The organism is Streptomyces sp. NPDC002851, from assembly GCF_053591935.1.
The window spans coordinates 94675-120243 of the sequence record NZ_JBSFUT010000022.1 but is presented as its reverse complement, the minus strand read 5'-3'; the positions used below and the strand labels follow the sequence as shown (position 1 = coordinate 120243).

Sequence of the window (25569 nt, the reverse complement as noted above, 5' to 3'; positions counted from 1 at the left end):
TGTGGCCACTGGGTCGGGAACGCACGCCAGCGGCCACACCGGGACACATACGGGAGACGCATGCGGGTCATACGTGAGTCGTACGGGAGTCGTACGGTGAGGCGTATGTGAGGCGTACGGAATTCAGTCGTCCGACTTCTCCAGGCCATGGGGCCCGCCCGAAGTCCTTGCCGCCCCTGGAGTGTTGGGCGCCTCCGGAGTGCTGGGCACGCCCAAGATTCCGGGCTTCTCCGGGGCGTGGGGTGTCACGCGGTCGAAGAGCCGGTCGGTGTGGGTGAGCAGATACGCCTGTGCCTCGCCCACGTGGAAGTACATGCCCTGGAGCTGTAGCCGACCCTCGCGTAGCCGCCGGACCACCGATTCATGGGCCCGCAGATGCTCCAACTGCTGCACCACATTGGTCAGGCACAGCTGCTCGATGGTGTCGGCCGGAACCCGCCCGGCGATCCGTGCCCAGGCCTGCCCCTCCTCCCGCATCCGGTCCAGGCTCGGCGCGCCGTGCCGCAGCCAGCGCCGCAGCGGCGTCTGCGCCCCGGACGGCGGTGAGTTGAGCAGCGCCTGCATGGCCCCGCACCCGGAGTGCCCGCACACCGTGATCGATTCGACTTCCAGGACGTCGACGGCGTACTCGATCGCCGCGGCCACCGAGTCGTCCCCGCTCTCCGCGCCGGGCAGGGGCACGAGGTTGCCCACATTGCGCACCACGAACAGGTCCCCGGGGCCGCTGGACGTGATCATCGAGGTGACCAGGCGGGAGTCGGCGCAGGTGAGGAAGAGCTGGGAGGGCTTCTGTCCCTCGCGGGCGAGCCGCGCCAGCTCGGTGCGTACCAGCGGCGCCGTATCGCGCTGGAACGCGCTGATGCCAGTGGCCAGTTGGTGCCCCCTACGGGGTGCGACGTCCGACGGCCGGTCGTCGCAGTGGTGGTTGCGCCACGGGGTCCAGGGCCGACAGCAGGTGTGCGCGGCCGAGGCGGGCTCGGCGATCCGCCCGCCGGACCGGCCGGTCAGCTCGACGCTGCCGCCGTGCGCGAGATGCGCGCGTTCCCAGTCCTGCAAGGTCTCGAATGCCGCGTGGTCCATGAACGACCCGTCCAGCTCGACAACGGCCTTGGCCTCGTGCGGTACGAGGTGCAGCGCTCGGGCGAGCCGGGGGACGGCGAGGAACGTCAACTGCCCACGCACACGAACGTAATGGACCCCGTCGTGTTCCTCATGGGTGATCCGGGTGCGGGCCAGGCGGTGCAGGGCTACGGCGACGGCCGCGGCGATGCCGATGATCACGCCCTCCAGGACGCCGACGAGCACGACGCCTCCGGTGGTCACCAGGTAGACGAGGACTTCGCGGTGCCGGGTGACGGTGCGGATGTGGTTGAAGCTGACCATCCGGATGCCGACGGCCATCACGAGCGCGGCGAGCGAGGCGAGTGGGATCAGCTCCAGGGCCGGGACCAGGGCGAAGGCGGCCAGGAGCACCCAGACGCCGTGCAGCATCGTGGAGTTGGCGGTCCTGGCCCCGGCCTTCACATTGGCCACGCTGCGCACCGCGACCCCGGCGACCGGGAGGCCTCCGAGCGCTCCGGAAGCGATGTTGGCGGCGCCCTGACCGAGCAGTTCACGGTCGAGGTTGGCGCGCTGGGGCGGGGCGCCGGACCCGGACCGACCGGCCGTCAGCTTGTCGATGGCGACGGCGCCGAGCAGTGACTGCACGCTGCACACCAGGGTGGTGGTGAGCACCGCGGCGGCCAGGCCGAGCGCCGGCCCTTCCGGGAGTCCGGCCAGGGCGTGGCTCTTCCAGGACGGCAGCTCGACCTTGGGCAGGCTCAGTCCGAGCAGGGTCGTGGCGGCGGTGGGTACGGCGACGGCGACCAGGGCGGCGGGTACGTGGCGGGTGATCCGGCCCGCCCGGCCGGGCAGCCTTGGCCAGAGCAGCAGCGCGATGGTGAGCGCGCTGACGTACAGGGCCGTCGGATGCGGATCGGCGAGCTGCGCGGGCAGCTCCCGTACGTTGTCGATGACCGAGCTGTGCGGGTTGCCGCCGAGCACGATGTGCAGCTGCGCCACGGCGATGGTGATGCCGATACCGGCCAGCATGCCGTGCACGATCGCCGGGCTGACGGCGAGCGCGGAGCGCGCCACCCGCACGAATCCCAGGGCCAGTTGGGCAAGTCCGGCGATCACGGTGATGGCGCAGGTGGTCCGCCAGCCGTACCGCTGGATGAGATCGGCGGTGACCACGGTGAGCCCGGCCGCGGGCCCGCTGACCTGGAGCGGCGCCCCGCCGAGCCGACCGGCCACGAGCCCGCCGACGGCGGCGGCGACGAGCCCGGCCTGAAGTGGGGCACCGGTGGCGAGCGCGATACCGAGGGACAGGGGCAGCGCGATCAGAAAGACGGCGATCGAGGCGGACACATCGGCGCCCGCGATCCTGAACCGCCTGCGCGGGGAGCCCGGAGGGCTGTGCGGGCGGCCGTCGTCCGATGGTCGGTGGGGTGGTTGCGAAGAGTCGTCGGTGCGAGTGGGGACGCAGGCAGACATGTTTCCCGTCTCCTCCGGGGCTACGCGGTCGCTTGGATTCCCCGCGTCGGGCGGGGGTGGGCATGCGGCCGTGGGTCACGGCGTACAAACGGCGGGATGCCAACTCTCGGTAAACAAACCGTAATGCAGAGTAAAGAGTTGTGCAGGAATATCCGGGCAAATAGGCCATCTATTCACCCTCAGGGGTGATTAATCATTTTGTCCGGCTTGTCGCGCCTATTCCTTGGCTCGGGCGTGTGAGCTTGTGGCGCTGGCGAAATTGTTGCATTTTCACCCGTTTTTTCTGGGTCTTTCGCCATTCATGCACCCACGCCGAAGAGGCCCCGGACCGAAGGAAGAGGTGGGCGGATGAAGGTCGCCACGATGAGGCTTGCGACGGGCGCCACCGTCTGTGCCGTAGCACTGGCCGGCTGCGGAAGCGGTGAGTCCGGCTCCAAGAAGGGCGCCCACGGACCGCAGAAGGCCCAGCCCGCGCCCGCCCCCAAGAGCGCGGTGCGACTCATCGGCGACGGCTCGACCTCGTACACCGGGAGGCAGCCGAACCTGATGAAGCCCGACAAGCTGAAACCAGGTCAGAAGCCGCCGCAGTTCGTGGTGTTCTCCTGGGACGGCGCCGGTGAGGACAGCCAGAAGCTCTTCTCGCACTTCCGCGAGGTGGCCAAGGCCAACAACGCCACGATGACGTACTTCCTCAGCGGCGTGTACATGCTGCCGGAGGACAAGAAGCACCAGTACCGCCCGCCGCAGCACTCGGTCGGCCGTTCCGACATCGGCTTCAATGACGTCCAGGGCATCGAGGACACCGTCGAGCAGCTGCGCGCCGCCTGGCTCGAGGGCAACGAGATCGGCACGCACTTCAACGGTCACTTCTGCGGCGAGGACGGCGGCGTCGGTGAGTGGTCGGTCGAGGAGTGGAAGAGCGAGATCGCCCAGGCCAAGCGGTTCGTGAAGAGTTGGAAGACCAACGTGGGCACGAAGAGCGCCGCGCCGCTCCCCTTCGACTACGACAAGGAGCTCATCGGCGCCCGCACCCCGTGCCTGGAGGGCCAGAAGAACTTCACGCGCGCGGCCCGCGAACTCGGCTTCCGCTATGACACCAGCGGCGTCAACAAACAGGTCTGGCCCGAGAAGAAGGAGGACCTCTGGGATCTGTCGATGCAGCTGGTTCCGGTGCCGGGGCGGCCCTTCGAGACCCTGACCATGGACTACAACTTCATGGTCAACCAGTCCGGCAACAGCAAACAGGGCGACCCCGACCGGCACGAGTACTGGGGCGACCAGATGCGCGACGGCCTGCTCGCGGGGTTCGACCGCGCCTACAACGGCAACCGCGCCCCGCTGATCATCGGCAACCACTTCGAGTCCTGGAACGGCGGCGCCTATATGCGCGCCGTCGAGGAGACCATCGAGCGCGTCTGCACCAAGCGCGAGGTCCGCTGCGTCTCCTTCCGCCAACTCGTCGACTGGCTGGACGCCCAGGATCCGCGGGTGCTCGAGAAGCTGCGCAAGCTCCCCGTGGGCAAGGCCCCGAAGGAGGGCTGGGCGGCCTACCTGTCCGGCAAGGCCGCCCCGGCCCCCAAGGGTGTACCGGGAGCCTCGACCGTCAAGCCGGCTGAGGGGCGCAAGACGCACTGACCGCTGCGGAGTCAGCGGGCTCCCGCAGAACGAAGGCGGGGTCGACCTGGTCCGCCAGGTCAGCGCCCGTCTTCGCGTTTCCCCAACTGGCCGCGTTTCGCAAGTGGAAGTGGACCATCTGGCGCGTGTACCGCTCCCAGTCGCGCCGCTCGTACGCGGCGTCGGCGGTGGTCAACAGCGTCCGCAGGGCCTCGCGGTTGGCGTCCTCCAGGAGCTCGAACCGCTGCGGACGGCCCTTCTCCATGGCCCGTACCCAGTCCGACTGCCCCACCGCGACCAGCAGGTCCTCGCCCACCTCGGCGCGCAGGAAGTCGATGTCGTCCTGTCCCTGCACCTTGTTCCCGACGACCTTCAGGGCGACGCCGAAGTCCCGGGCGTACTCCTTGTACTGGCGGTAGACGGAGACGCCCTTGCGGGTGGGCTCGGCGACCAGGAAGGTCATGTCGAAGCGGGTGAACATGCCCGACGCGAAGGAGTCGGACCCGGCGGTCATGTCGACGACCACGAACTCGCCGCGGCCGTCCACGAGATGGTTCAGGCAGAGCTCCACCGCGCCGACCTTGGAGTGGTAGCAGGCGACTCCGAGGTCGGACTCCGTGAAGGGCCCTGTGACCAGCAAACGGACGGGGCCGCCGTCGAGTTCCACCGGCCGCGCGCACGCGTCGTACACCGGGTTGTCCTCGCGCACCCGCAGCAGCCGTGAGCCGCTGCCCGGCGGAGTCGTCTTGATCATGGTCTCGGCGGAGGCGATCCGCGGATTGCTGCCGCGCAGATAGTCCTTGATCAGCGGCAGCCGCGCTCCCATGGCGGGCAGTGCGGCCGCCGCGTCCTCGTCGAGCCCGAGCGCGGCCCCCAGGTGTTGGTTGATGTCGGCGTCGACCGCGATCACCGGAGCGCCGGTCGCGGCGAGATGACGGATGAAGAGCGAGGACAGCGTGGTCTTGCCGCTGCCGCCCTTCCCCACGAAAGCGATCTTCATGTTCACCAACAGTAGCCGTACGGTTGCGCATTGAGGTCGCCTCGAGTGAAGAAGACCACTCCTTCGTGGGGCGCGGGCCCCGGGTGCGTAGGGTCGTACTTATGAGTACGACAGCCGATCCGCTCGCCGTCCTCGGCTCGCTGCCGGGCGTGGCCGAGTCCGTGGAATCCGTGCGCAAGAGCGTGGACCGGGTCTACGGACACCGGATCATGCGGCGCCGCAGCAACGAGATCACGTCGGAGGCCGCGCTGCGCGGAGCGCGCGGTTCCGCGGCGCTCTCCGGTGCCGACTGGGCACTCGAAGAGGTGCGCCGGCGCAGCGACTTCGGCGGCGAGGGTGAGGCGCGCGTGGTGGGCGCCGCGCTGCGCCTGACCGCCGAGGCGGGGCAGCTGCTCTCCATCTGGCGGCAGTCGCCGCTGCGGGTCCTGGCCCGGCTGCACCTGGTCGCGGCCGGGGTGCAGGAGGAGACGGTGGGCCGCCCGCGACTGCGCGGCGAGCCGGTCGACGAGCCGCTGGTCGAGCTTCCGCTTCCGGATGCCGACGAGGTGGCCGGGCGCCTCGAGGGGCTGTCCCGGATGATCGTCGAGGGCAGCTCGGCACCGGCTCTGGTGACCGCCGCCGTGGTGCACGGTGAGCTGCTTGCCCTGCGCCCGTTCGCCTCGTACAACGGCCTTGTCGCGCGTGCGGCGGAGCGGATCGTGCTCGTCGGCAGCGGGCTCGACCCGAAGTCGGTGTGTCCGTCGGAGGCGGGCCACGCCGAGCTGGGGCGCGCGGCCTATGTGGCGGCGCTCAGCGACTACGCGTCCGGTACGCCGGAGGGCATGGCGGCCTGGATCGCGCACTGCGGCAAGGCGGTTGAGCTGGGAGTGCGGGAGTCCACCGCGGTCTGCGAGGCGCTCCAGCGAGGGGCGGCCTAGGCCCGTCTCCGCAATCTTCGCAGGCCGTAGGCTGGAAAAGGCCCCGAACAGGGTTGCGGCGGTACCAGAACTGGTACCGCCGCTGGCACGTCCACCCAGTTACCATGCGTCCTCGAAATAGTGCCCATCAGGTCGGGATCTTTGCCCGTTGCCTGGTGCAGCTGGCCCGTAATCGACGGGTCGACGTCGCGTGGGTGCTCGGTTTTCATGCATCGGTCCGTGGGGCCTTGGTTGCGTTTAAAGGTGATCCTCTCGGATGTCCTTGGTCTCGCGGGCCGTTAACTCCTTTGTACTCCTGAAGTGGGGCAAGGGGAAGTCCTGGGGTCAGGTTTTACTTCTAGGTTCAAATACGGGTGAATCGGTCACTCTCGAGAATCGCCCGTAACGGCCTTGCATACGGCTCCAGTCGGCGCCGGTGAACGGCCCGGCCCGCCGGACCGGACCGCCTCACACGGCAGGCGTCCGCCGCCTGCTCGCGTACCAGACCAGGCCCGCGGCGGCCGCCGCTCCCACCGCGGCGGCCGCGACCAGGGCGGGCCGGGGCGGAACGCGCAACGAGGGCACCCGCTGCTTCAGGCGCACCGGGTGGTGGAAGTCGAGAATCGGCCACTCCCGGGCCAGCGCCTCGCGGCGCAACGCCCGGTCCGGGTTGACCGCGTGGGGGTGTCCGACCGCCTCGAGCATGGGCAGATCGGTGACCGAGTCGCTGTACGCGAAGCACCGCGCGAGGTCGTAGCCCTCGGACTCGGCGAGCTCCTTGATCGCTTCCGCTTTCGTCGGCCCGTACGCGTAGTACTCCACCTCACCCGTGAAGCAGCCGTCGTCGCCGACGACCATCCGGGTCGCCACCACCCGGTCCGCGCCCAGGAGTTCGCCGATCGGCTCGACGACCTCGGCGCCCGAGGTGGAGACGATCACGACGTCGCGTCCGGCGGTGTGGTGCTCCTCGACGAGGGAGGCCGCCTCGTCGTAGATGATCGGGTCGATCAGCTCGTGCAGCGTCTCGGCGACGATCTCCTTGACGTGCTGCACGTTCCAGCCGCGGCAGAGCGCGGACAGGTAGGCGCGCATCCGCTCCATCTGGTCGTGATCGGCGCCGCCGGCGAGAAAGACGAACTGGGCGTATGCGGTACGCAGTACCGCCCTGCGGTTGATCAGACCGCCTTGGTAGAACGACTTGCTGAAGGTGAGCGTGCTCGACTTCGCAATGACCGTCTTGTCCAGGTCAAAGAAGGCAGCTGTGCGGGGCAAGGAGTGGTTTTCCACGGGCCCGAGCATAGGCTCCCTCCATTCGGCGTAAGGTGGGGCGCGTGGGTTTGCCTGAGAAGGCTCTCGGGTACACCATGGAAGTCACGGATCGTTCGCGACCGTGCTAACCCGGTCCGACTCCTCCCCCCCCGAGTCGGCCGTGGGGACGACCCCCGCTCTCCCCCCCGGCGGGGGTCGTCGCATGTCCGGGCCCGTTTGGGCCCTTCTTTTTTGATCATTTAGCGGTTCGAGGGCCCTCGAGGCCCCGACGCTCCGCTTCCCGTGATCCGTCACTGTACGTAGTGGCGAGGCTGCTCTGTGGAAGTCGCCCGGTCCTCACCGGGATGGGTGAACGGGATATTCACAATCGCTGAGTTGTCCACAGTTTTGGATCAAGATCCACACGATTTTCAGCCGCCGCTCATGGTGATTCCAGTCGCGAAGTCGAGGCCTCGTTCCGGGGGTTCGATCGCGCTTGCCGGATTCACATCGTCCGCATCGTTCCCAAGCGGGCGTGCACAAGTCAGAGGGGTGGGGGCATGGCCGGATCGATCACGCAGAACCGTACGTCGGCGGGCGAAGAGGTACGCGCCGGGCCGCTGATCGTCACCGAGGACCCGGAGCTGCTCGACGACCTGTTGCGGCTGTGCGCCGCGGCGGGCGCGCGGCCCGAGGTGCACCACCAGGTGCCCGAGCGCCGGGGCGGCTGGGAGGCGGCGCCGCTCGTCCTCGTCGGGGACGACGCCGCGGGGAGAGTGCGCGGCGCGGCGCACAGACGAGGGGTGTGCCTGGTCGGCCGTGACCAGGACGACCCCTGGGTGTGGCAGCGCGCCATGGAGATCGGCGCCGACCATGTGCTGCGCCTGCCGGACGCCGAGCAGTGGCTCGTGGACCACATCGCGGACGTCGCCGAGGGCGTGGGACGGCCGGCGCTGACCGTCGGCGTGCTCGGCGGGCGCGGCGGAGCCGGGGCATCGACCCTGGCTTGCGCGCTGGCCGTGACCTCGGCCAGGGCCGGGCGGCGCACCCTGCTCGTCGACGCCGACCCGCTGGGCGGCGGGCTCGACGTCCTGCTCGGCGGCGAGAGCGCCGAAGGGCTCAGATGGCCCGCTTTCGCGGAGTCGCGGGGGCGGCTGGCCGCGAGCGCGCTCGAGGAGTCACTGCCCCAACTGCATGACCTGCGCGTCCTGAGCTGGGACCGCGGCGAGTCCGTCGCGGTGCCACCGGGAGCGGTGCGGGCCGTGCTCGCCGCGGCACGCCGACGCGGCGGCGTGGTGGTCGTGGACCTGCCGCGCCGCGTCGACGAGGGCGTTGCCGAGGCCCTGGCCCAGGTGGACCTCGGGCTTGTTGTGGTCCCGGCCGAGCTGCGCGCGGTGGCGGGCGCGCGACGGGTGGCGGCGGTCGCCGGAATGGTGCTGCGCGATCTGCGGGCCGTGGTGCGCGGGCCCTTCGCCGCCGGGCTCGACGCCGCCGAGGTGGCCCGGCTCGTCGACCTGCCGTACGTGGGGGAGGTGCCGGTGGAGCGCGGACTTCCGGGCGCCGACGGCCCACCCGGTGGGAACGCGCGCGGGGCCCTGGCCCGGTTCTGCGCGGCCTTCTGGGGGCGGGCCCTGACGGAGGCCGGGTCATGAGCGCCGACCTGCTCGACGGGGTGCGCTGCTGGCTCGCCGAGTCCGGGGCCGAGCCGACACCGGCGCATGTGGCCCGCGCGCTGCGGGATCAGGGCCTGGTCCTCGGCGATGCGGAACTGCTCGGTGTCGTACGCGAGTTGCGTGCGGAGCTGGTGGGTTCGGGCCCTCTGGAAGCGCTGCTCGCCGACCCCGAGGTGACGGACGTACTGGTGTCGGGGCCCGACGACGTGTGGGTGGACCGGGGCCAGGGGCTTGAGCGGGCCCGGGTGTCCTTCGCGGACGCGGCGGCCGTGCGGCGGCTCGCCCAGCGGCTCGCGGCGGTGGCGGGGCGACGGCTCGATGACGCGCGGCCCTGGGTGGACGCCCGGCTGCCGGACGGGACCCGGCTGCACGCCGTACTGCCACCGGTCGCGGTCGGCTCGACCTGCCTCTCGCTGCGCGTGGTGCGGCCGCGGGCGTTCTCCCTCGCGGAGCTGAGGGCGGCGGGAACGGTACCGCCGGGCGGGGAGCGGGTGCTGCGGGCCCTGATCGACACCCGGCAGTCGTTCCTGATCAGCGGTGGCACCGGATCCGGCAAGACCACCCTCCTCGCCGCGCTGCTCGGCCTCGCCGGGCCGGGCGAGCGCATCATTCTGGCCGAGGACTCCGCCGAACTGCGCCCCGACCACCCGCACGTCGTACGCCTCGAGTGCCGCCCCGCCAACCAGGAGGGCGCGGGCCTGGTGACCCTGCAGGACCTGGTGCGCCAGGCACTGCGGATGCGGCCCGACCGGCTCGTGGTCGGCGAGGTCCGCGGCCCCGAGGTCGTCCACCTCCTCGCGGCGCTGAACACCGGACACCAGGGCTGCGGCACGGTGCACGCGAACGCCGCGGCCGACGTACCGGCCCGCCTGGAGGCCCTCGGCACGGCGGCCGGGCTCGACCGGGCTGCGCTGCACAGCCAGTTGGCGGCCGCCGTCTCCGTCGTCCTGCATCTCGTACGGGGCCCGGACGGGCGGCGCCGGATCGCCGAGGTGCGGGTACTGGAGCGGGATGCCGCCGGGTTCGTGGTGGCGGTGCCCGCGCTGCGGTGGGCCGAGGACGCCTTCGCGTACGAGCAGGGCTGGCCGCGGCTCCAAGCGCTTCTCGGGGGTGTCGGGCGATGAGCGGGGTGCTGACCTGGGGCGGCTCACCGACGTACGCCGCGGCGGTGTGCGCGGGGGCGGCGGCATGGCTGACGGTGCGGCAGGACCAGGGTGCCCGGCGGGCGCGGCTGCTCTTCGCGGGAGGTACGGCGCAGGGGTCGCCCGGGCCGTACCTGTGGGAGCGGGCGGTTGCCTGGGCACGGGCCCGCTCGCGGCAGCACCGCGCGTGGTGGTGTCTGGCCGCCGGGGTGCTCATCGGGGCTCTGGGGCAGTCGGTGGTGCCGGTGGTGCTCGGAGCGCTGGGCGTACCGCTGGTCGGCCGGGCCCTGCGGGCGCGGGAGCGGCGGCGGGACCGGGAGGCGCGCGCCGAGGCCGTGATCGCGCTGTGCGGTGCGCTCGCCGCGGAGGTACGGGCGGGGCAGCAGCCCGCGGCGGCACTCGTGACGGCGGTGCGCTCCGCGGAGGGCGGCTCCGGGCTCGGCGACGCGGAGCCCGCGGTGCTCGCGGCGGCGCGGTTCGGCGGGGATGTGCCCGGGGCGCTGAGGGAGGCGGCACGCGAACCGGGGGCGGAGGGACTGCTCGGGCTCGCCGCGTGCTGGCGGGTGGCGGTGGACCGCGGCGCCGGGCTCGCCGCAGGGCTCGCCCGGCTCGAGGGGGCACTACGGGCGGAGCGGGATCAGCGGGCCGACCTGCGGGTGCAGGTGACCGGGGCCTGGTCCACGGCGATGCTGCTCGCGGTGCTGCCCGCGGCCGGGCTGCTGCTGGGCACCGCGATGGGCGCCGACCCGCTGCGGATCCTGCTGCACACGCCCATGGGGCTCGGGTGCCTCGTGGTGGGTGGGGTGCTGGAAGGCGTTGGGCTGTGGTGGGCGGTGCGGATTGTGCGGGGGGCTGAGGGGGTGTGAAGGGGCTGAGAGATCTACGAGATCCACAAGAGCTGAGGGGACCGAGCAGTGCGCGGGCGGAGGTGTCGGCGACGAGCGACGAAGAGGTGATGTCGGGGTGAGTGCGGATGTTGTCCACAGGCTGGGGGTGGCCGTGGCGCCCGTCGTGGGGGTGGCCGGAGCGGTGGTGCTCGCCCGGGCCTGGGCGGTTGGGCTCAAGGAACGGAAGGGGCGACGGAGGGCCCGCCTGATGTTCGGCACCGGGCCGCCGGTGCCGCGGCGGCTGCCGCGGTGGGGGCCTGCGGCAACGCGGCGGCTGACGGTCGCGGGTGCGGTGTGCGCCGGGTACGCCGTGGTCGGCGGGGTCGCCGGGTGCCTGGTCGGGGCGGGGGCTGGATATGCCGTGTGGCGTTGGTTGCGACGCGGAGGGCCTGCCGACGTACCGGGCCGGGCCGAGGCGGAGCGCCAACTGCCGCTCGCCGCCGACCTGATGACCTCCTGCATTGCCGCAGGTGCTGAACCGGTCGCCGCGGCGGAGGCCGTGGGCGAGTCCCTGGAAGGGCCGTTCGGCCGACGTCTGGTCCAGGCCGCCGCGGAGCTGCGGCTCGGGGCCGAACCGGAGCGTGCCTGGGGCCGGTTGGCGGAGATACCGGGGGCGCGGCCGCTGGCCCGCTGCCTGGAGCGGGCGGGTGCGTCCGGCGCACCGGCGGCGGAGCAGATGGCGCTCATCGCCGCCGAGTGCCGGGCCACGCGGGCGCGGACGGCCGCGGCACGGGCGCGCAGGGCATCGGTGGTGATCGTGGCGCCGGTCGGGCTCTGCCTGCTCCCGGCGTTCCTCGCGATCGGTGTGGTGCCGGTGGCCGTGGGTCTCGCAGGCGGGTTCCTGAACGGCAACTGACAGCCATGAACGGCGGCTGACAGATATATCCACAGAAATATCCACAGAGCATCCAGGGGGTTGGGATGAGGCTCTTCAGGTATCTCCGGAGGCGGACGCGGGCGCGCTCGGACGACTCCGGTATGACGACGGCCGAGTACGCCTTGGGCACCGTCGCGGCATGCGGTTTCGCCGCCGTGCTCTACAAGGTGGTGACGTCCGACGCGGTCAAGGGGGCGCTGGAGTCGGTCATCGGGAAGGCGCTCGGTGTCCAGTTCTGACGCGGTACGGCGGCGTGGTGACGGCGGCTATGTGACGGCCGAGGCGGCCACGGTGATTCCGGTGCTCGTCCTGCTCGGCACGGCGCTGCTGTGGGCCCTGATGGCCGCCTCCGCGCAGATCCAGTGCGTGGACGCCGCCAGGGCGGGCGCTCGGGCGGCGGCACGGCAGGAACCGCACGCCGCGACGGTGGCGGCGGCCCGGCGTGCCGCTCCGCGCGGGGCGAGCGTCGAGATCCGGCGCGAGTCGGACCTGGTGCGGGTACGGGTGACGGCCCGTTCACCGGGGCCGGGGGAGCTGGGGGTCGAGCTGACGGCCGAGGCGGTGGCGCTGGCAGAGGACACCGTGGCCGAGGGCACGGCGGAATCGGGGGCGGGGTGATGCTCGGAGTGGTCGGGACACGGGCCCGGGCAGCGACCCGGGCTGTGAAGGAGGCGAGGTGCGCGGAGGAGACAAGGCGCGGAGAGGAGGCGAGGCGCGGAGAGGAAGCGATACGGGCTGTGGAGGAGGCGTGGCGCGAATACGGGACAAGGCACGCAGAGGAGACAAGGCGCGGAGAGGAGAAGTGCGGGGACCGGGGGTCGGCCACCGTGTGGGTGGTCGTGGCGGCGGCCGTGCTGATGGTGGTGTTCGGCGCCGTACTGCTGATGGGCCAGGCCGTACTGGTGCGGCATCGCGCCGGTGGAGCCGCGGACCTGGCGGCGCTCGCCGCGGCCGACCACGCGCTGCGGGGACAGCGGGCCGCCTGCTCGGGAGCCGGACGGGTGGCCCGGGCGCAGGGCGCGGAGGTCGTGCGGTGCGTCGTCCGGGGAGAGGTGGCCGATGTGACGGTCAGGGTGCGGGCAGGACCGTTCAACTCGGCGGTGCGCTCCCGGGCGGGACCGGCATCCGCCGCGCCACGGGAGCCGTAATCCCGCCGGAGCGGGAGCAGTGCGTGCGACTCCCTTGACCGGCCGACGGCGAGGCCAGCCGTGCGGATCGGGATCCGTAGGACCACTCTCAGCCCGCCGCGTCTGCCGCATCCGCCGAGTCCCTTGCACTCTCCTTGTCCCCAGGATCGGCCGAGTCCGCCGTGTCCCCCGCACTCTCCTTGTCCCCAGGATCCGCCGAGTCCGCCGCGTCCCCCGCACCCTCCTCGTCCCCAGGATCCGCAGGCGCCCCCCGAAGGAGCTCGGTCAGGAGCCGTACAGCGCCGCGCTTGTGCAGCGGGTCGTTGCCGTTGCCGCACTTGGGGGACTGGATGCATGAGGGGCAGCCGGCCTCGCACTCGCACGAGGCGATGGCCTCGCGGGTGGCCGTGAGCCACGCGCGGGCGGTGCGGAAGGCGCGCTCCGCGAAGCCCGCGCCACCCGGGTGGCCGTCGTAGACGAACACCGTGGGCAGCAGGGTGTCCGGGTGCAGGGGTACGGAGACGCCGCCGATGTCCCAGCGGTCGCAGGTGGCGAAGAGCGGCAGCATGCCGATGGAGGCGTGCTCGGCGGCGTGCAGGGCGCCGCCGAGGATCTCCGGGTTCACCCGGGCCGCGTCCAGCTGGTCCTCGGTGACCGTCCACCACACGGCGCGGGTGCGCAGCGTGCGGGGCGGCAGATCGAGCTTGGTCTCGCCGAGGACCTCCCCGGTGATGAGACGACGACGCAGGAAGGAGACGACCTGGTTGGTGACTTCGACGGAGCCGTAGCAGAGGCGGCCGTGGCCCCAGGGGATCTCGACGTCCGTCTCCAGGACGGAGATGGCCGTGGTGTCCCGGGCGGTCGTGGAGTACGGCGGGTTCGCCTGCTCGACGAGAGCGACCGAGTCGTCCAGGTCCAGGTCCTTCACCAGGTACGTGCGGCCCTGGTGGAGGTGGACGGCGCCGGTGTGCACGGCGGTGTGCGCGGAGGCGGCGTCGACGGTGCCGAGCAGCGTGCCGGTACCGGCCTCGACGACCTGGACGGGGGTACCGCCCTCGCCGCGAATGTCGGTGAGGTCGGCGGCGCGCTCGCGGCGGGTCCAGTGCCACGCCTTCGTACGGCGGCGCAGTAGCTTCGCGGCCTCCAGCTGCGGCAGCAGCCCTTCGGCGGCCGGGCCGAAGAGCTCCATGTCCGGCTCGGTGAGCGGGAGTTCGGCGGCGGCCGCGCACAGGTGCGGGGCCAGGACGTACGGGTTGTCGGGGTCGAGGACGGTGGACTCCACCGGCCGCTGGAAGAGGGCCTCGGGGTGGTGGACGAGATAGGTGTCCAGCGGGTCGTCGCGGGCCACCAGGATCGCCAGGGCCCCCTGGCCGGAGCGTCCGGCGCGGCCTGCCTGCTGCCACAGGGAGGCGCGCGTACCCGGGTACCCGGCGATGATCACGGCGTCCAGGCCGGAGATGTCGATGCCGAGTTCCAGGGCCGTGGTGGCGGCGAGGCCGAGAAGCTCGCCGGAGTGCAGGGCGCTCTCCAGGGCGCGGCGTTCGCCGGGCAGATAGCCGCCCCGGTAGGCGGCGACTCGGCGGACCAGGGAGCGGTCGACCTCGGCGAGGCGCTCCTGGGCGATCACCGAGATCAGCTCGGCGCCCCTGCGGGACCGTACGAAGGCCACCGAGCGCACGCCCTGCACGGTGAGATCGGTGAGCAGATCGGCGGTCTCGGCGGTGGCGGTACGGCGGACGGGGGCGCCCTTCTCGCCGTGGAGTTCGGTCAGCGGGGGTTCCCAGAGGGCGAAGACGAGCTCGCCGCGCGGGGAGGCGTCGTCGGCGATCTCCTTCACCGGCAGTCCGGTCAGACGGCCCGCGGCTATCGACGGGTCGGCGGCGGTGGCGGAGGCGAGCAGAAAGACCGGTTCGGAGCCGTAGTGGGCACACAACCGGCGCAGGCGGCGAAGGACTTGGGCGATGTGTGAGCCGAAGACGCCGCGGTAGGTGTGGCACTCGTCGATGACGACATAGCGCAGGGCGCGCAGGAAGGAGGACCAGCGGGGGTGGGAGGGGAGTATGCCGCGGTGCAGCATGTCCGGGTTGGTCAGGACGTAGTTGGCGTACTGACGTACCCACTCGCGTTCCTCGAAGGGCGTGTCCCCGTCGTAGACGGCGGGGCGTACGGCGTTGCCGAGGGGGCGGGCGAAGTCCTTCACGGCGCGGCACTGGTCGGCCGCGAGGGCCTTCGTCGGGGCGAGGTAGAGCGCGGTCGCGCCCCGCCCGGCGAGCCAGCCCGACCCGGCGGCGGGGGCCTGCGCCCCGCCCTTCGACCGGCTTCCGGTCTGTGCGGCGCGCGGTGCCGGGGTCTCGGCGCCGTCGAGGATGGTGGAGAGGACCGGCAGCAGATAGGCCAGGGACTTGCCGGAGGCGGTGCCGGTGGCGACGACGACGGACTGCCCGTCGAGTGCGTGTTCGGCGGCGAGCGCCTGATGCGCCCAGGGATGTTCGATGCCCGCCTTCTGCACGGCCGCGATCACATCTGATCGGATGCGCTCGGGCCAGACGGCATGACGGCCCGCCCTCGGGGGCAAGTGCTCCGTATGAGTGATGCGCGAAGCACGACTCTCACCTGCGCTGAGCCGGTCGAGGACCGTACGCGGGGTGGGCCGCTCGGGGGTGCCCGCCGAGGGTCGTTCGGGGCGGTGATTCTTGGCCATCGGCACCGAGTGTGTCACTGGCGTGACGGACAATGGTCCGAAGGCGTCGTGCACGCCCGCCAGTAAGTGATTGAATGCCATCGCGGCTGGCGATCGCCCCAGTCCTGATCTCAGGTGTCCGAGGGGCGAGCGCTCGATAGCAAGGTGCTGGAGGATCCGTGGACCTGTCCCTGTCGACCCGTACCGTCGGCGACCGTACGGTCGTCGAGGTCGGTGGCGAAATCGATGTGTATACCGCGCCCAAGCTGCGTGAGCAGCTGGTCGAGCTGGTGAATGACGGCCAATTCCACCTCGTCGTCGACATGGAGGGCGTGGACTTTCTCGACTCCACCGGCCTCGGCGTCCTGGTGGGTGGCCTGAAGCGAGTACGGGCCCATGAGGGCTCACTGCGCCTGGTGTGTAACCAGGAGCGCATCCTGAAGATCTTCCGTATCACCGGCCTCACGAAGGTCTTCCCGATCCATAACTCGGTCGACGAAGCGGTAGCGGCGACCGACTGAGGGTCGGTGCCCCGGGCCGGTGATGTCCGGGACAAGCAGGAACAAGGGGGTACCGGGCCACAGTGGCCCGGCCCCTTGAAAGCACGCTCGTACGCCCTAGGGGGATGCATGGCCACCGTTGAACTCCGCTTCAGCGCGCTGCCTGAGCACGTCCGTACCGCCCGTCTGGTGGCGGCGGCGGTGGCGCGCAGGGCCGGAGTGGACGAGGCCGTTCTCGACGAGGTCAGGCTCGCCGTCGGCGAGGCCTGCACGCGTGCCGTCGGGCTGCACCAGAGCAATGGTGTGGAGGCCCCGGTGCGGGTGTCGCTGATCGAGGACGAGAAGCAGTTCTCCATCGAGGTCGCCGACGAGGTGCCGCACGCCGTGGGGGAAACAGCCGTCGGCGAGGGCACGGGCCCGGACGCGGCCGGTGTCGTGGACGACCTGGAGACCGAGGGTGAGGACCAGATGGGCCTCGCCGTCATCAGCGGCCTCGTCGACGATGTGGAGGTCACCTCCGGCGAGTCCGGCGGCCTCATCAGGATGAGCTGGCCCACGCCGCCGGCGCCGATCCTGCCCTGACTCCGGGGCTCCGGGCCCCGCTCGGGCCTCCGCCCCCGGCCCCGCCCCGCGGGTTCCGTACGATCTTCGCCAGATCTTCTCAAGGCCCCGCCGAGCGGGGCCTTTTGCGTTGCGGTAGATCATTTATCGGCCGTACGGAGATCGTTTTCCGGAGCGCAGAGATCGTACTCCGTATGCTCCGTGGGCCTTTCAGATGATTTTCCGGGGCGCTTTCTTGATCGTTGATCTACGGTCAATGTTTTTGAGGCATTACCTCTTTCGGGCGCAATCCTTCGCTGCGATCATTTGCTGAGGAGCAACAGCGAGCCAATCCCGCTTGCCGCGCCCTGTTTTGATCAGGGCGAGCTCCCTAGAATCCGTCCACATCTTGAGCTCAGCCCAAGCGTCAAGGAGGACGAATGGCGGGGCTTTCTTCCCCTCATCAGTTTGACCACCTCTCAACCTTCGCAGCCGCAGTCCTGACTTCCGACAACCGTCTGATCGTGATGGCCATCGGGGCCGTCGCGCTCGCGGCGCTCGTCGTGGCCGGGGTCCTGGTGCGCCAGGTGCTCGCGGCCGGCGAAGGCACCGACAGCATGAAGAAGATCGCGGCGGCCATCCAGGAAGGCGCAAACGCCTATCTGACCAGGCAGTTGCGGACCCTCGGCATTTTCGCCGTGGTCGTGTTCTTCCTGCTCATGCTGCTGCCCGCGGACGACTGGAATCAGCGCGCCGGACGCTCGGCGTTCTTCCTGATCGGAGCGTTGTTCTCGGCGGCCACCGGTTATATCGGTATGTGGCTCGCCGTCCGCAGTAATGTGCGCGTGGCGGCCGCCGCGCGGGAGGCGACTCCCGCGGAAGGCGAACCGGCCAAGGACCTCACCGAGGTCTCCCACAAGGCCATGAAGATCGCTTTCCGTACGGGTGGCGTCGTCGGCATGTTCACGGTGGGGCTCGGCCTTTTTGGCGCCGTCTGTGTGGTGCTCGTGTACGCCGCCGACGCACCCAAGGTGCTGGAAGGTTTCGGACTCGGCGCCGCCCTGATCGCGATGTTCATGCGTGTCGGCGGCGGCATCTTCACCAAGGCCGCCGACGTCGGCGCCGACCTGGTCGGCAAGGTCGAGCAGGGCATTCCGGAGGACGACCCGCGTAATGCCGCGACCATCGCCGACAATGTGGGCGACAACGTCGGAGACTGCGCCGGAATGGCCGCCGACCTGTTCGAGTCGTACGCCGTCACGCTGGTCGCCGCGCTGATCCTCGGCAAGGCGGCCTTCGGCGACTCCGGCCTCGCCTTCCCGCTGATCGTCCCCGCGATCGGCGTCATCACCGCGATGATCGGCATCTTCGCCGTGGCACCGCGGCGCGCGGACCGCAGCGGCATGAGCGCGATCAACCGCGGCTTCTTCATCTCCGCGCTGATCTCGCTCGCCCTGGTGGCGGCCGCGGTCTACGCCTATCTGCCGTCGACGTACGCCGAGTTGAAGGGCGTCACCGACGCGGCGATCACCGCCCATGCCGGGGACCCGCGGGTGCTCGCCCTGGTCGCCGTCGCCATCGGCATCGTGCTCGCCGCGCTCATCCAGCAGCTCACCGGCTACTTCACCGAGACCAACCGGCGTCCCGTCAAGGACATCGGCAAGACCTCGCTGACCGGCCCGGCGACCGTCGTCCTCGCCGGTATCTCCATCGGCCTCGAATCCGCCGTCTACACCGCGCTGCTGATCGGACTCGGCGTCTACGGTGCCTTCCTGCTCGGCGGTACGTCGATCATGCTGGCGCTGTTCGCGGTGGCCCTGGCCGGTACCGGTCTGCTCACCACGGTCGGCGTCATCGTCGCCATGGACACCTTCGGCCCGGTCTCCGACAACGCGCAGGGCATCGCCGAGATGTCCGGAGACGTCACGGGTGAGGGCGCGCAGGTGCTCACCGACCTGGACGCCGTCGGCAACACCACCAAGGCCATCACCAAGGGCATCGCCATCGCCACCGCGGTGCTCGCGGCCTCCGCGCTCTTCGGGTCGTACCGCGACGCCATCGCGGGCGCGGCCAGGGAAGTGGGCGAGAAGCTCGGTGACGGGGCTCCGATGAACCTCGTCATGGACATCTCGCAGCCCAACAACCTGGTGGGTCTGATCCTCGGCGCCGCGGTCGTCTTCCTCTTCTCCGGGCTCGCCATCAACGCGGTGTCGCGCTCGGCGGGCTCCGTGGTCTTCGAGGTGCGGCGGCAGTTCCGCGAGCACCCCGGAATCATGGACTACACAGAGAAGCCGGAATACGGCCGGGTCGTGGACATCTGCACCAAGGACGCGCTGCGCGAGCTGGCCACGCCGGGTCTGCTCGCCGTGCTGACGCCGATCGCGGTCGGCTTCACGCTCGGCGTCGGCGCGCTCGGCTCCTTCCTCGCCGGGGCCATCGGGGCAGGCACCCTGATGGCGGTCTTCCTCGCCAACTCCGGTGGCGCGTGGGACAACGCCAAGAAGCTCGTCGAGGACGGCCACCACGGCGGCAAGGGCTCCGAGGCGCACGCCGCGACCGTCATCGGCGACACCGTCGGCGACCCGTTCAAGGACACCGCGGGCCCCGCGATCAACCCGCTGCTCAAGGTGATGAACCTGGTGGCACTCCTGATCGCACCCGCCGTCGTCCAGTTCAGCTACGGAGAGGACGCCAGCGTCGGCGTACGGGTGGCGATCGCGGTGCTCGCGATCGCGGTCATCGTCGCCGCGGTCTACATCTCCAAGCGGCGCGGGATCGCGGTGGGCGAGGACGAGAGCGCCGAGCGGGTCGCCAAGCCCGCGGACCCGGCGACGGTGTCCTCGTGACCTGCTCCTGACAGCAACTCAACATCCGGGCGGGCGGCGCACTTTGATGCGTCGCCCGCCCCGTTCTTGTTTCGTGACGCTCATCTCCCTTGGTGCAAATGGCTTCAATAGCGTCCATACCGGGCGTTCGACACGCGTTTGTCGCCCAGTTGGCGTGTATGTTCCGGGGCCGAGAGCCATGGAAGGGACCAATCCGGTGAACAAGAAGCTTGCGGCCGCACTGTCCGGCGGTGCGGTACTGGTACTGGCCTTGTCGGGGTGCGGTGACGAGAAGAACGAGGAGCTCGACAACTGGGCCAAGTCGCTCTGCGGCCAGATCGAGCCGCAGCTCGAGAAGAGCGTCCAGGCGCAGCAGACCATCGTCTCGACGGCCGCGGACGGCAAGCCGGCGGACATTCAGAAGGCGGACTCCCAGGCCTTCCAGGCGATCTCGGACGCCGACAAGGCCATCGCGAACGCCCTGAACAAGGCGGGCCCGCCCCCGGTCGACAACGGCGAACAGATCCAGAAGGACGCCGTCAAGGACCTCAACGAGGCGGCGAAGTCGTACGACGGGCTGAAGAAGCAGATCGACGCCCTGGACGCCAACGACGATTCGCCGGAGGGCCTCAAGAAGTTCTCGGAGGGCCTCGAGAAGGTCGCCAACGACCTGGGCGACATCCAGAAGCAGGGCGACCAGGCGCTCAAGTCGCTCCTCGAGGGCGAGGTCGGCAGCGCGATCTCCCGCCAGGAGGGCTGCCAGGCGTCGACCGCTTCGCCCACGCCGAAGGCGCCGTAACCCCGTCTGCTCCGCAGGAGCCGTCAGCAACGAAGGGCCCGTCCACGCGCGCGTGGTGGGCCCTTCGGCGCGCGTGGCCCGTGCCGTCCCCGTCGGAGGGGACAATGGGCGGGTGAGTACGACCACCCTGCCCACGACCGACCGCACCGACACCGCGGGCACCGCCGCCCGGCTGCGGGAAGCCTTCCTCGCCGCCGACTTCACGGCCGACGGCCTGCTCGAACTGCTCGGCGCGCCCGCCTACACGGCGCTCGCCCGGAGCGAGACGGTGCCCGCGCTCCGGGCCACCCGCGGCGACGGCCCGCTCGAGACGCTCGTACGGCTCTTCCTGCTGCAACAGGGCGTGGCGCACGCGCGCGTGGCGGCGGTGCTGCCGGTCGAGGAGTGCGTCGCGGACGGCTGGCTCATCCCCGACGGCGAGGAGCTGCGGGCGACCGTGGACGTGCGGCCGTACGGCGGGCCGGGCGGCGAGGACTGGTTCATCGTCTCCGACCTCGGGTGCGCCGTCGGCGGCGCCGGGGGCAGCGCCGCGGGGGGCCGTCAGGCAGACACAGCTGTGGTGCTCGGCGTCGGCGGCGCGTCCACCACGCTCGCCGGGATCACTGTGCGCACCCCGGTCTCCAGCGCCCTCGACCTCGGCACCGGCTCCGGCCTCCAGGCGCTGCACGCCGCGCAGCACGCCACGCGCGTGACCGCGACCGACCTCAACCCGCGCGCCCTGCACATCGCCCGGCTCACTCTCGCGCTCTCCGGGGCGCCCGTGGTGGACCTCCGGGAGGGCTCGCTGTTCGAGCCGGTGGGGGACGCGACGTACGACCTGATCGTCTCGAATCCGCCGTTCGTCATCTCCCCGGGTGCCCGACTGACGTACCGCGACGGCGGGATGGGCGGGGACGATCTGTGCCGCTCGCTCGTTCAGGAGGCAGGGGAGCGGTTGAACGAAGGGGGGTACGCGCAATTCCTCGCCAACTGGCAGCACGTAGAGGGGGAGGAGTGGCAGGACCGGCTCCGCTCGTGGGTGCCGCGGGGCTGTGACGCCTGGATCGTGCAGCGCGAGGTGCAGGACATCACGCAGTACGCCGAGCTGTGGCTGCGCGACGCGGGGGATCACCGCACGGATCCCGACGCGTATGCGGCGCGGTACGACGCGTGGCTGGACGAGTTCGAGTCCCGTAAGACCAAGGCCGTGGGCTTCGGGTGGATCACGCTGCGCAAGACGGCGGCGGCCGGAACGTCACCGTCCGTGACCGTCGAGGAGTGGCCGCACCCGGTCGAACAGCCCCTGGGCGACGTGGTGCGCGCGCACTTCGAACGGCAGGACTATCTGCGGGCCACCGACGACGCCGCGCTGCTCGCCGGGCGCTTCAAGCTGGCCGATGAGGTGGTGCAGGAGCAGGTCGGGCTGCCGGGCGCCGAGGACCCGGAGCACGTCGTGCTGCGCCAGCACCGCGGGATGCGGCGGGCCACCCAGGTGGACACGGTGGGCGCGGGCTTCGCGGGGGTGTGCGACGGCACGCTGAGCGCCGGCCAGATCCTCGACGCCATCGCGCAACTGGTGGGCGAGGACCCGGTGATGCTGCGCGACCGTACGCCGCGGCAGATCCGGCTCCTGGTGGAGCAGGGCTTCCTGGAGCCGGTGCCGGACGGGGGCTGACCAGGCCCCCAGCCGCCTCTCTTGGACGGGCCGCATAGGTGCCCGTTGGACGGGCCGTATAAGTGCCCCGCTGGACGGGCCGCATAGGTGTCCCGCACAGCCCGCCCCCGGCGTTCACCTGTCGTTCCCGTGGTCGACGGGTGCCCGTGGTCTCGGCGTGTCAGCCTCCCCGCGCCGGACGGCAGAGGTGACGGTAGGGCGGGAGGCTGCGAGGCATGGAGAGTGGACCAGCGATCTTCGCGGGGGCGGTGTTCGGCCTCTTCGGGGCCGGACTCCTGTTGTGGACGGGGTTCCGGCTCGCGCACCGGGCGCCGGTGGCGGAGGGTGTGAGCCGCCTCGCATCGGCCACGTTCACGACGCTCACCGGGGCCGGAGCCCTCGCGCTCGGGGTGTGGTGCTTCACGCGTTTGTGAGGCGTCCCGGTGGGAAGTTCCGCGCGAAAGTGAGGGGAGGGACTCCGAAGATCGCGGGTCAGCGCTGAATGGCCAGGTAGAGACACCGGGCGGCAGAAAAGGCGGTAGTCGGGTTACCGTTCGAGTGGCCGTTGTGGACTTTTCCCGTTTGACACGGGGGCGGGCTGTACCGTCACACTCCGCAGCGTCACCGTATGAACGCGTACGGACCACACGTGTCACCTATTACCGGGCCACCGAGCCACGAGCGCCGACCGGAGAGAAGAGCCAACGTTGTCCCCGACCAGCGAGACCGCACAGGGCGGCCGCCGACTCGTCATCGTCGAGTCGCCTGCCAAGGCGAAGACGATCAAGGGCTACCTCGGCCCTGGGTACGTCGTCGAAGCGAGCGTCGGGCACATCCGCGACCTCCCCAACGGCGCCGCCGAGGTGCCCGAGAAGTACACCGGCGAGGTGCGCCGCCTCGGTGTGGACGTCGAGCACGACTTCCAGCCGATCTATGTGGTCAACGCGGACAAGAAGTCGCAGGTCAAGAAGCTCAAGGACCTCCTGAAGGAGTCCGACGAACTCTTCCTCGCCACCGATGAGGACCGCGAGGGCGAGGCCATCGCCTGGCACCTCCTGGAGATCCTCAAGCCCAAGGTCCCGGTCAAGCGGATGGTCTTCCACGAGATCACCAAGGAAGCGATCCGGGAGGCCGTCGCCAACCCGCGCGAGCTGAACAAGAAGCTCGTCGACGCCCAGGAGACCCGCAGGATCCTGGACCGTCTGTACGGCTACGAGGTCTCGCCGGTGCTGTGGAAGAAGGTCATGCCGCGGCTCTCCGCCGGTCGCGTGCAGTCCGTCGCCACCCGCCTCGTCGTCGAGCGGGAGCGCGAGCGCATTGCCTTCCGCTCCGCCGAGTACTGGGACCTGACCGGCACCTTTGGCACCGGCCGGACCGGGGACAAGAGCGACCCCGCGCAGCTGGTCGCCAAGCTGACCACGGTCGACGGTAAGCGCGTCGCTCAGGGCCGCGACTTCGACTCCGTGGGCCGCCTCAAGTCGGACACCCTGCACCTGGACGAGGACGGCGCGCGCTCGCTCGCCGCCGCCCTGGCCGACTCCGCCTTCGCCGTGCGGTCCGTCGAGTCCAAGCCGTACCGCCGCTCGCCGTACGCCCCGTTCCGCACCACCACGCTCCAGCAGGAGGCCTCGCGCAAGCTCGGCTTCGGTGCGAAGGCCACGATGCAGGTGGCGCAGAAGCTGTACGAGAACGGCTTCATCACCTATATGCGTACGGACTCCACGACCCTCTCGGACACGGCCGTCGCCGCCGCCCGGGCGCAGGTCACGCAGCTGTACGGCTCGGGCTATCTGCCGGACAAGCCGCGCACGTACGCCGGGAAGGTCAAGAACGCGCAGGAGGCGCACGAGGCGATCCGTCCCTCTGGGGACCGTTTCCGTACGCCCGCTGAAACCGGTTTGACCGGTGACCAGTTCCGTCTCTATGAGCTGATCTGGAAGCGGACCGTTGCCTCCCAGATGAAGGACGCGACCGGTAACTCGGTCACCGTGAAGATCGGCGGCACCGCCTCCGACGGCCGCGACGCCGAGTTCAGCGCGTCCGGCAAGACCATCACCTTCCACGGCTTCCTCAAGGCGTACGTCGAGGGAGCCGACGACCCGAACGCCGAGCTGGACGACCGCGAGCGCCGCCTCCCGCAGGTCAACGAGGGCGACGGCCTCACCGCCGAGGACATCTCCGTCGACGGCCACGCCACCAAGCCCCCGGCCCGCTACACCGAGGCCAGCCTGGTCAAGGAGCTCGAAGAGCGCGAGATCGGCCGCCCGTCGACGTACGCCTCGATCATCGGGACCATCCTCGACCGCGGCTACGTCTTCAAGAAGGGCACGGCCCTGGTGCCGTCCTTCCTGTCGTTCGCCGTGGTCAACCTCCTGGAGAAGCACTTCGGGCGGCTCGTCGACTACGGCTTCACCGCCAAGATGGAGGACGACCTCGACCGCATCGCGCGCGGCGAGGCGCAGGCCGTGCCGTGGCTGAAGCGTTTCTACTTCGGTGAGGGAGACGCTGCGGGCGCCGCGTCCGACGCCGGGAACGGCGACGGCGACCACCTCGGCGGCCTCAAGGAGCTCGTGACCGACCTGGGTGCGATCGACGCCCGGGAGATCTCCTCCTTCCCCGTCGGCAACGACATCCTGCTGCGCGTCGGGCGGTACGGCCCGTACATCGAGCGCGGCGAGAAGGGCGAGGAGAACCACCAGCGCGCGGACGTTCCGGACGACCTGGCTCCGGACGAGCTGTCGGTCGACTACGCCGAGGAGCTGCTCGCCAAGCCCAGCGGTGACTTCGCGCTCGGCACCGACCCGACGTCCGGGAACGAAATCGTCGCCAAGGACGGCCGTTACGGCCCCTACGTGACCGAGATCCTCCCGGAGGGGACACCGAAAACCGGCAAGAACGCGGTCAAGCCGCGTACCGCCTCGCTGTTCAAGTCCATGTCCCTGGACACGGTGACCCTTGAGGACGCCCTCAAGCTGATGTCGCTGCCGCGCGTGGTGGGCACGGACGCCGAAGGCGTGGAGATCACCGCGCAGAACGGCCGGTACGGGCCGTATCTGAAGAAGGGCACGGACTCGCGGTCCCTGGAGACCGAGGAGCAGATCTTCTCCATCACGGTGGAGGAGGCCCTGGAGATCTACTCCAAGCCCAAGCAGCGCGGCCGGGCCGCGGCCAAGCCGCCGCTGAAGGAGCTCGGCGAGGACCCGGTCAGTGGGAAGCCGGTGGTCGTCAAGGACGGCCGGTTCGGGCCGTACGTCACCGACGGCGAGACCAACGCGACGCTGCGGGCCGCGGACTCCGTCGAGGAGATCACGGCGGAGCGGGGCTTCGAGCTGCTCGCGGAGAAGCGGGCGAAGGGGCCGGCCAAGAAGAAGACGGCCAAGAAGGCTCCGGCGAAGAAGGCTCCGGCGAAGAAGGCTGCCGCCAAGAAGACGACGGCTGCGAAGAAGACCGTGGCCAAGAAGACGACGGCTGCCAAGAAGACCGCTGCGGCGAAGAAGGCTCCGGCCAAGAAGGCTGCGGCTGCGGCTTCGGGGGAGTCGGAGGACTGAGGACTGAGGCTCAGCCGGTCGGCGGCTGGGCCTTGGCCAGTTCTT

At 70.7% G+C, this 25569-nt stretch carries 20 protein-coding genes; 16 read left to right on the top strand and 4 right to left on the bottom strand.

The window, feature by feature from the left end; all coding sequences use genetic code 11:
- Positions 1-123: 123 nt before the first annotated feature.
- On the bottom strand, positions 124-2535 hold the full coding sequence (locus ACWD10_RS23330; protein ID WP_451093966.1) for a SulP family inorganic anion transporter: 2412 nt from the start codon (positions 2533-2535) through the stop codon (positions 124-126).
- A 363-nt stretch (positions 2536-2898) separates the two neighbouring features.
- Here ACWD10_RS23330 and ACWD10_RS23325 point away from each other — a divergent pair, with 363 nt between their 5' ends.
- Positions 2899-4170 carry a hypothetical protein gene (locus tag ACWD10_RS23325; RefSeq protein ID WP_451093964.1) on the top strand — a complete coding sequence of 424 codons (1272 nt, stop codon included), beginning with the start codon at positions 2899-2901 and terminating at the stop codon, positions 4168-4170.
- On the opposite strand, the gene ACWD10_RS23320 is transcribed toward ACWD10_RS23325, so the two are convergent.
- A complete protein-coding gene (locus ACWD10_RS23320) occupies positions 4139-5149 on the bottom strand; it encodes an ATP-binding protein (RefSeq protein ID WP_451093962.1) in 1011 nt (336 codons plus the stop codon). The genes ACWD10_RS23325 and ACWD10_RS23320 overlap by 32 nt on opposite strands.
- A 101-nt stretch (positions 5150-5250) precedes the next feature.
- Between ACWD10_RS23320 and ACWD10_RS23315 the strand changes: the two genes are divergently transcribed.
- On the top strand, positions 5251-6066 hold the full coding sequence (locus ACWD10_RS23315; RefSeq protein ID WP_451093960.1) for an oxidoreductase: 816 nt from the start codon (positions 5251-5253) through the stop codon (positions 6064-6066).
- Between the two features lie 447 nt (positions 6067-6513).
- Here ACWD10_RS23315 and ACWD10_RS23310 read toward each other — a convergent pair whose 3' ends face one another.
- A complete protein-coding gene (locus ACWD10_RS23310) occupies positions 6514-7344 on the bottom strand; it encodes an HAD family hydrolase (RefSeq protein ID WP_451093958.1) in 831 nt (276 codons plus the stop codon).
- A 509-nt stretch (positions 7345-7853) separates the two neighbouring features.
- Between ACWD10_RS23310 and ssd the strand changes: the two genes are divergently transcribed.
- From ssd to ACWD10_RS23275, 7 genes are all read left to right on the top strand, one after another.
- Complete coding sequence (gene ssd, locus ACWD10_RS23305; protein WP_451093956.1) at positions 7854-8945, top strand: septum site-determining protein Ssd; 1092 nt, start codon at positions 7854-7856, stop codon at positions 8943-8945.
- A complete protein-coding gene (locus ACWD10_RS23300) occupies positions 8942-10090 on the top strand; it encodes a TadA family conjugal transfer-associated ATPase (protein ID WP_451093954.1) in 1149 nt (382 codons plus the stop codon). The genes ssd and ACWD10_RS23300 overlap by 4 nt, the downstream gene beginning before the upstream one ends.
- The gene (locus ACWD10_RS23295) at positions 10087-10974 is read left to right on the top strand and encodes a type II secretion system F family protein (RefSeq protein ID WP_451093952.1); all 888 of its coding nucleotides are present in this window, start codon (positions 10087-10089) and stop codon (positions 10972-10974) included. The genes ACWD10_RS23300 and ACWD10_RS23295 overlap by 4 nt, the downstream gene beginning before the upstream one ends.
- 97 nt (positions 10975-11071) lie before the next feature.
- Complete coding sequence (locus ACWD10_RS23290; protein WP_451093950.1) at positions 11072-11851, top strand: type II secretion system F family protein; 780 nt, start codon at positions 11072-11074, stop codon at positions 11849-11851.
- 65 nt (positions 11852-11916) lie between these two features.
- A complete protein-coding gene (locus ACWD10_RS23285) occupies positions 11917-12111 on the top strand; it encodes a DUF4244 domain-containing protein (RefSeq protein ID WP_451093948.1) in 195 nt (64 codons plus the stop codon).
- Positions 12098-12490 carry a TadE family type IV pilus minor pilin gene (locus ACWD10_RS23280; RefSeq protein ID WP_451093946.1) on the top strand — a complete coding sequence of 131 codons (393 nt, stop codon included), beginning with the start codon at positions 12098-12100 and terminating at the stop codon, positions 12488-12490. The genes ACWD10_RS23285 and ACWD10_RS23280 overlap by 14 nt, the downstream gene beginning before the upstream one ends.
- Positions 12491-12729: 239 nt before the next feature.
- Complete coding sequence (locus ACWD10_RS23275; RefSeq protein WP_451094020.1) at positions 12730-13020, top strand: Rv3654c family TadE-like protein; 291 nt, start codon at positions 12730-12732, stop codon at positions 13018-13020.
- Positions 13021-13108: 88 nt separating this feature from the next.
- On the opposite strand, the gene ACWD10_RS23270 is transcribed toward ACWD10_RS23275, so the two are convergent.
- Positions 13109-15781, bottom strand: coding sequence for a DEAD/DEAH box helicase (locus tag ACWD10_RS23270; protein WP_451093944.1), 2673 nt, complete (start codon positions 15779-15781; stop codon positions 13109-13111).
- Positions 15782-15858: 77 nt separating this feature from the next.
- Here ACWD10_RS23270 and bldG point away from each other — a divergent pair, with 77 nt between their 5' ends.
- From bldG to topA, 7 genes are all read left to right on the top strand, one after another.
- Positions 15859-16200 carry an anti-sigma factor antagonist BldG gene (bldG, locus tag ACWD10_RS23265; protein WP_451093942.1) on the top strand — a complete coding sequence of 114 codons (342 nt, stop codon included), beginning with the start codon at positions 15859-15861 and terminating at the stop codon, positions 16198-16200.
- 108 nt (positions 16201-16308) lie between these two features.
- Entirely contained in the window at positions 16309-16761 is a 453-nt protein-coding gene (locus ACWD10_RS23260; protein ID WP_451093940.1) for an ATP-binding protein, read from the top strand.
- A gap of 398 nt (positions 16762-17159) precedes the next feature.
- Entirely contained in the window at positions 17160-19565 is a 2406-nt protein-coding gene (locus tag ACWD10_RS23255; RefSeq protein ID WP_451093938.1) for a sodium-translocating pyrophosphatase, read from the top strand.
- Between the two features lie 196 nt (positions 19566-19761).
- Positions 19762-20343 (top strand): small secreted protein, encoded by a 582-nt coding sequence (locus ACWD10_RS23250; protein WP_451093936.1) that lies wholly within the window; start codon positions 19762-19764, stop codon positions 20341-20343.
- A gap of 112 nt (positions 20344-20455) precedes the next feature.
- Positions 20456-21997: a DUF7059 domain-containing protein gene (locus ACWD10_RS23245; protein ID WP_451093934.1), complete on the top strand. Its 1542-nt coding sequence runs from the start codon at positions 20456-20458 to the stop codon at positions 21995-21997.
- Between the two features lie 215 nt (positions 21998-22212).
- Positions 22213-22410 (top strand): hypothetical protein, encoded by a 198-nt coding sequence (locus ACWD10_RS23240; protein ID WP_451093932.1) that lies wholly within the window; start codon positions 22213-22215, stop codon positions 22408-22410.
- 273 nt (positions 22411-22683) lie between these two features.
- On the top strand, positions 22684-25524 hold the full coding sequence (gene topA, locus ACWD10_RS23235; RefSeq protein WP_451093930.1) for a type I DNA topoisomerase: 2841 nt from the start codon (positions 22684-22686) through the stop codon (positions 25522-25524).
- Positions 25525-25569: the final 45 nt, after the last annotated feature.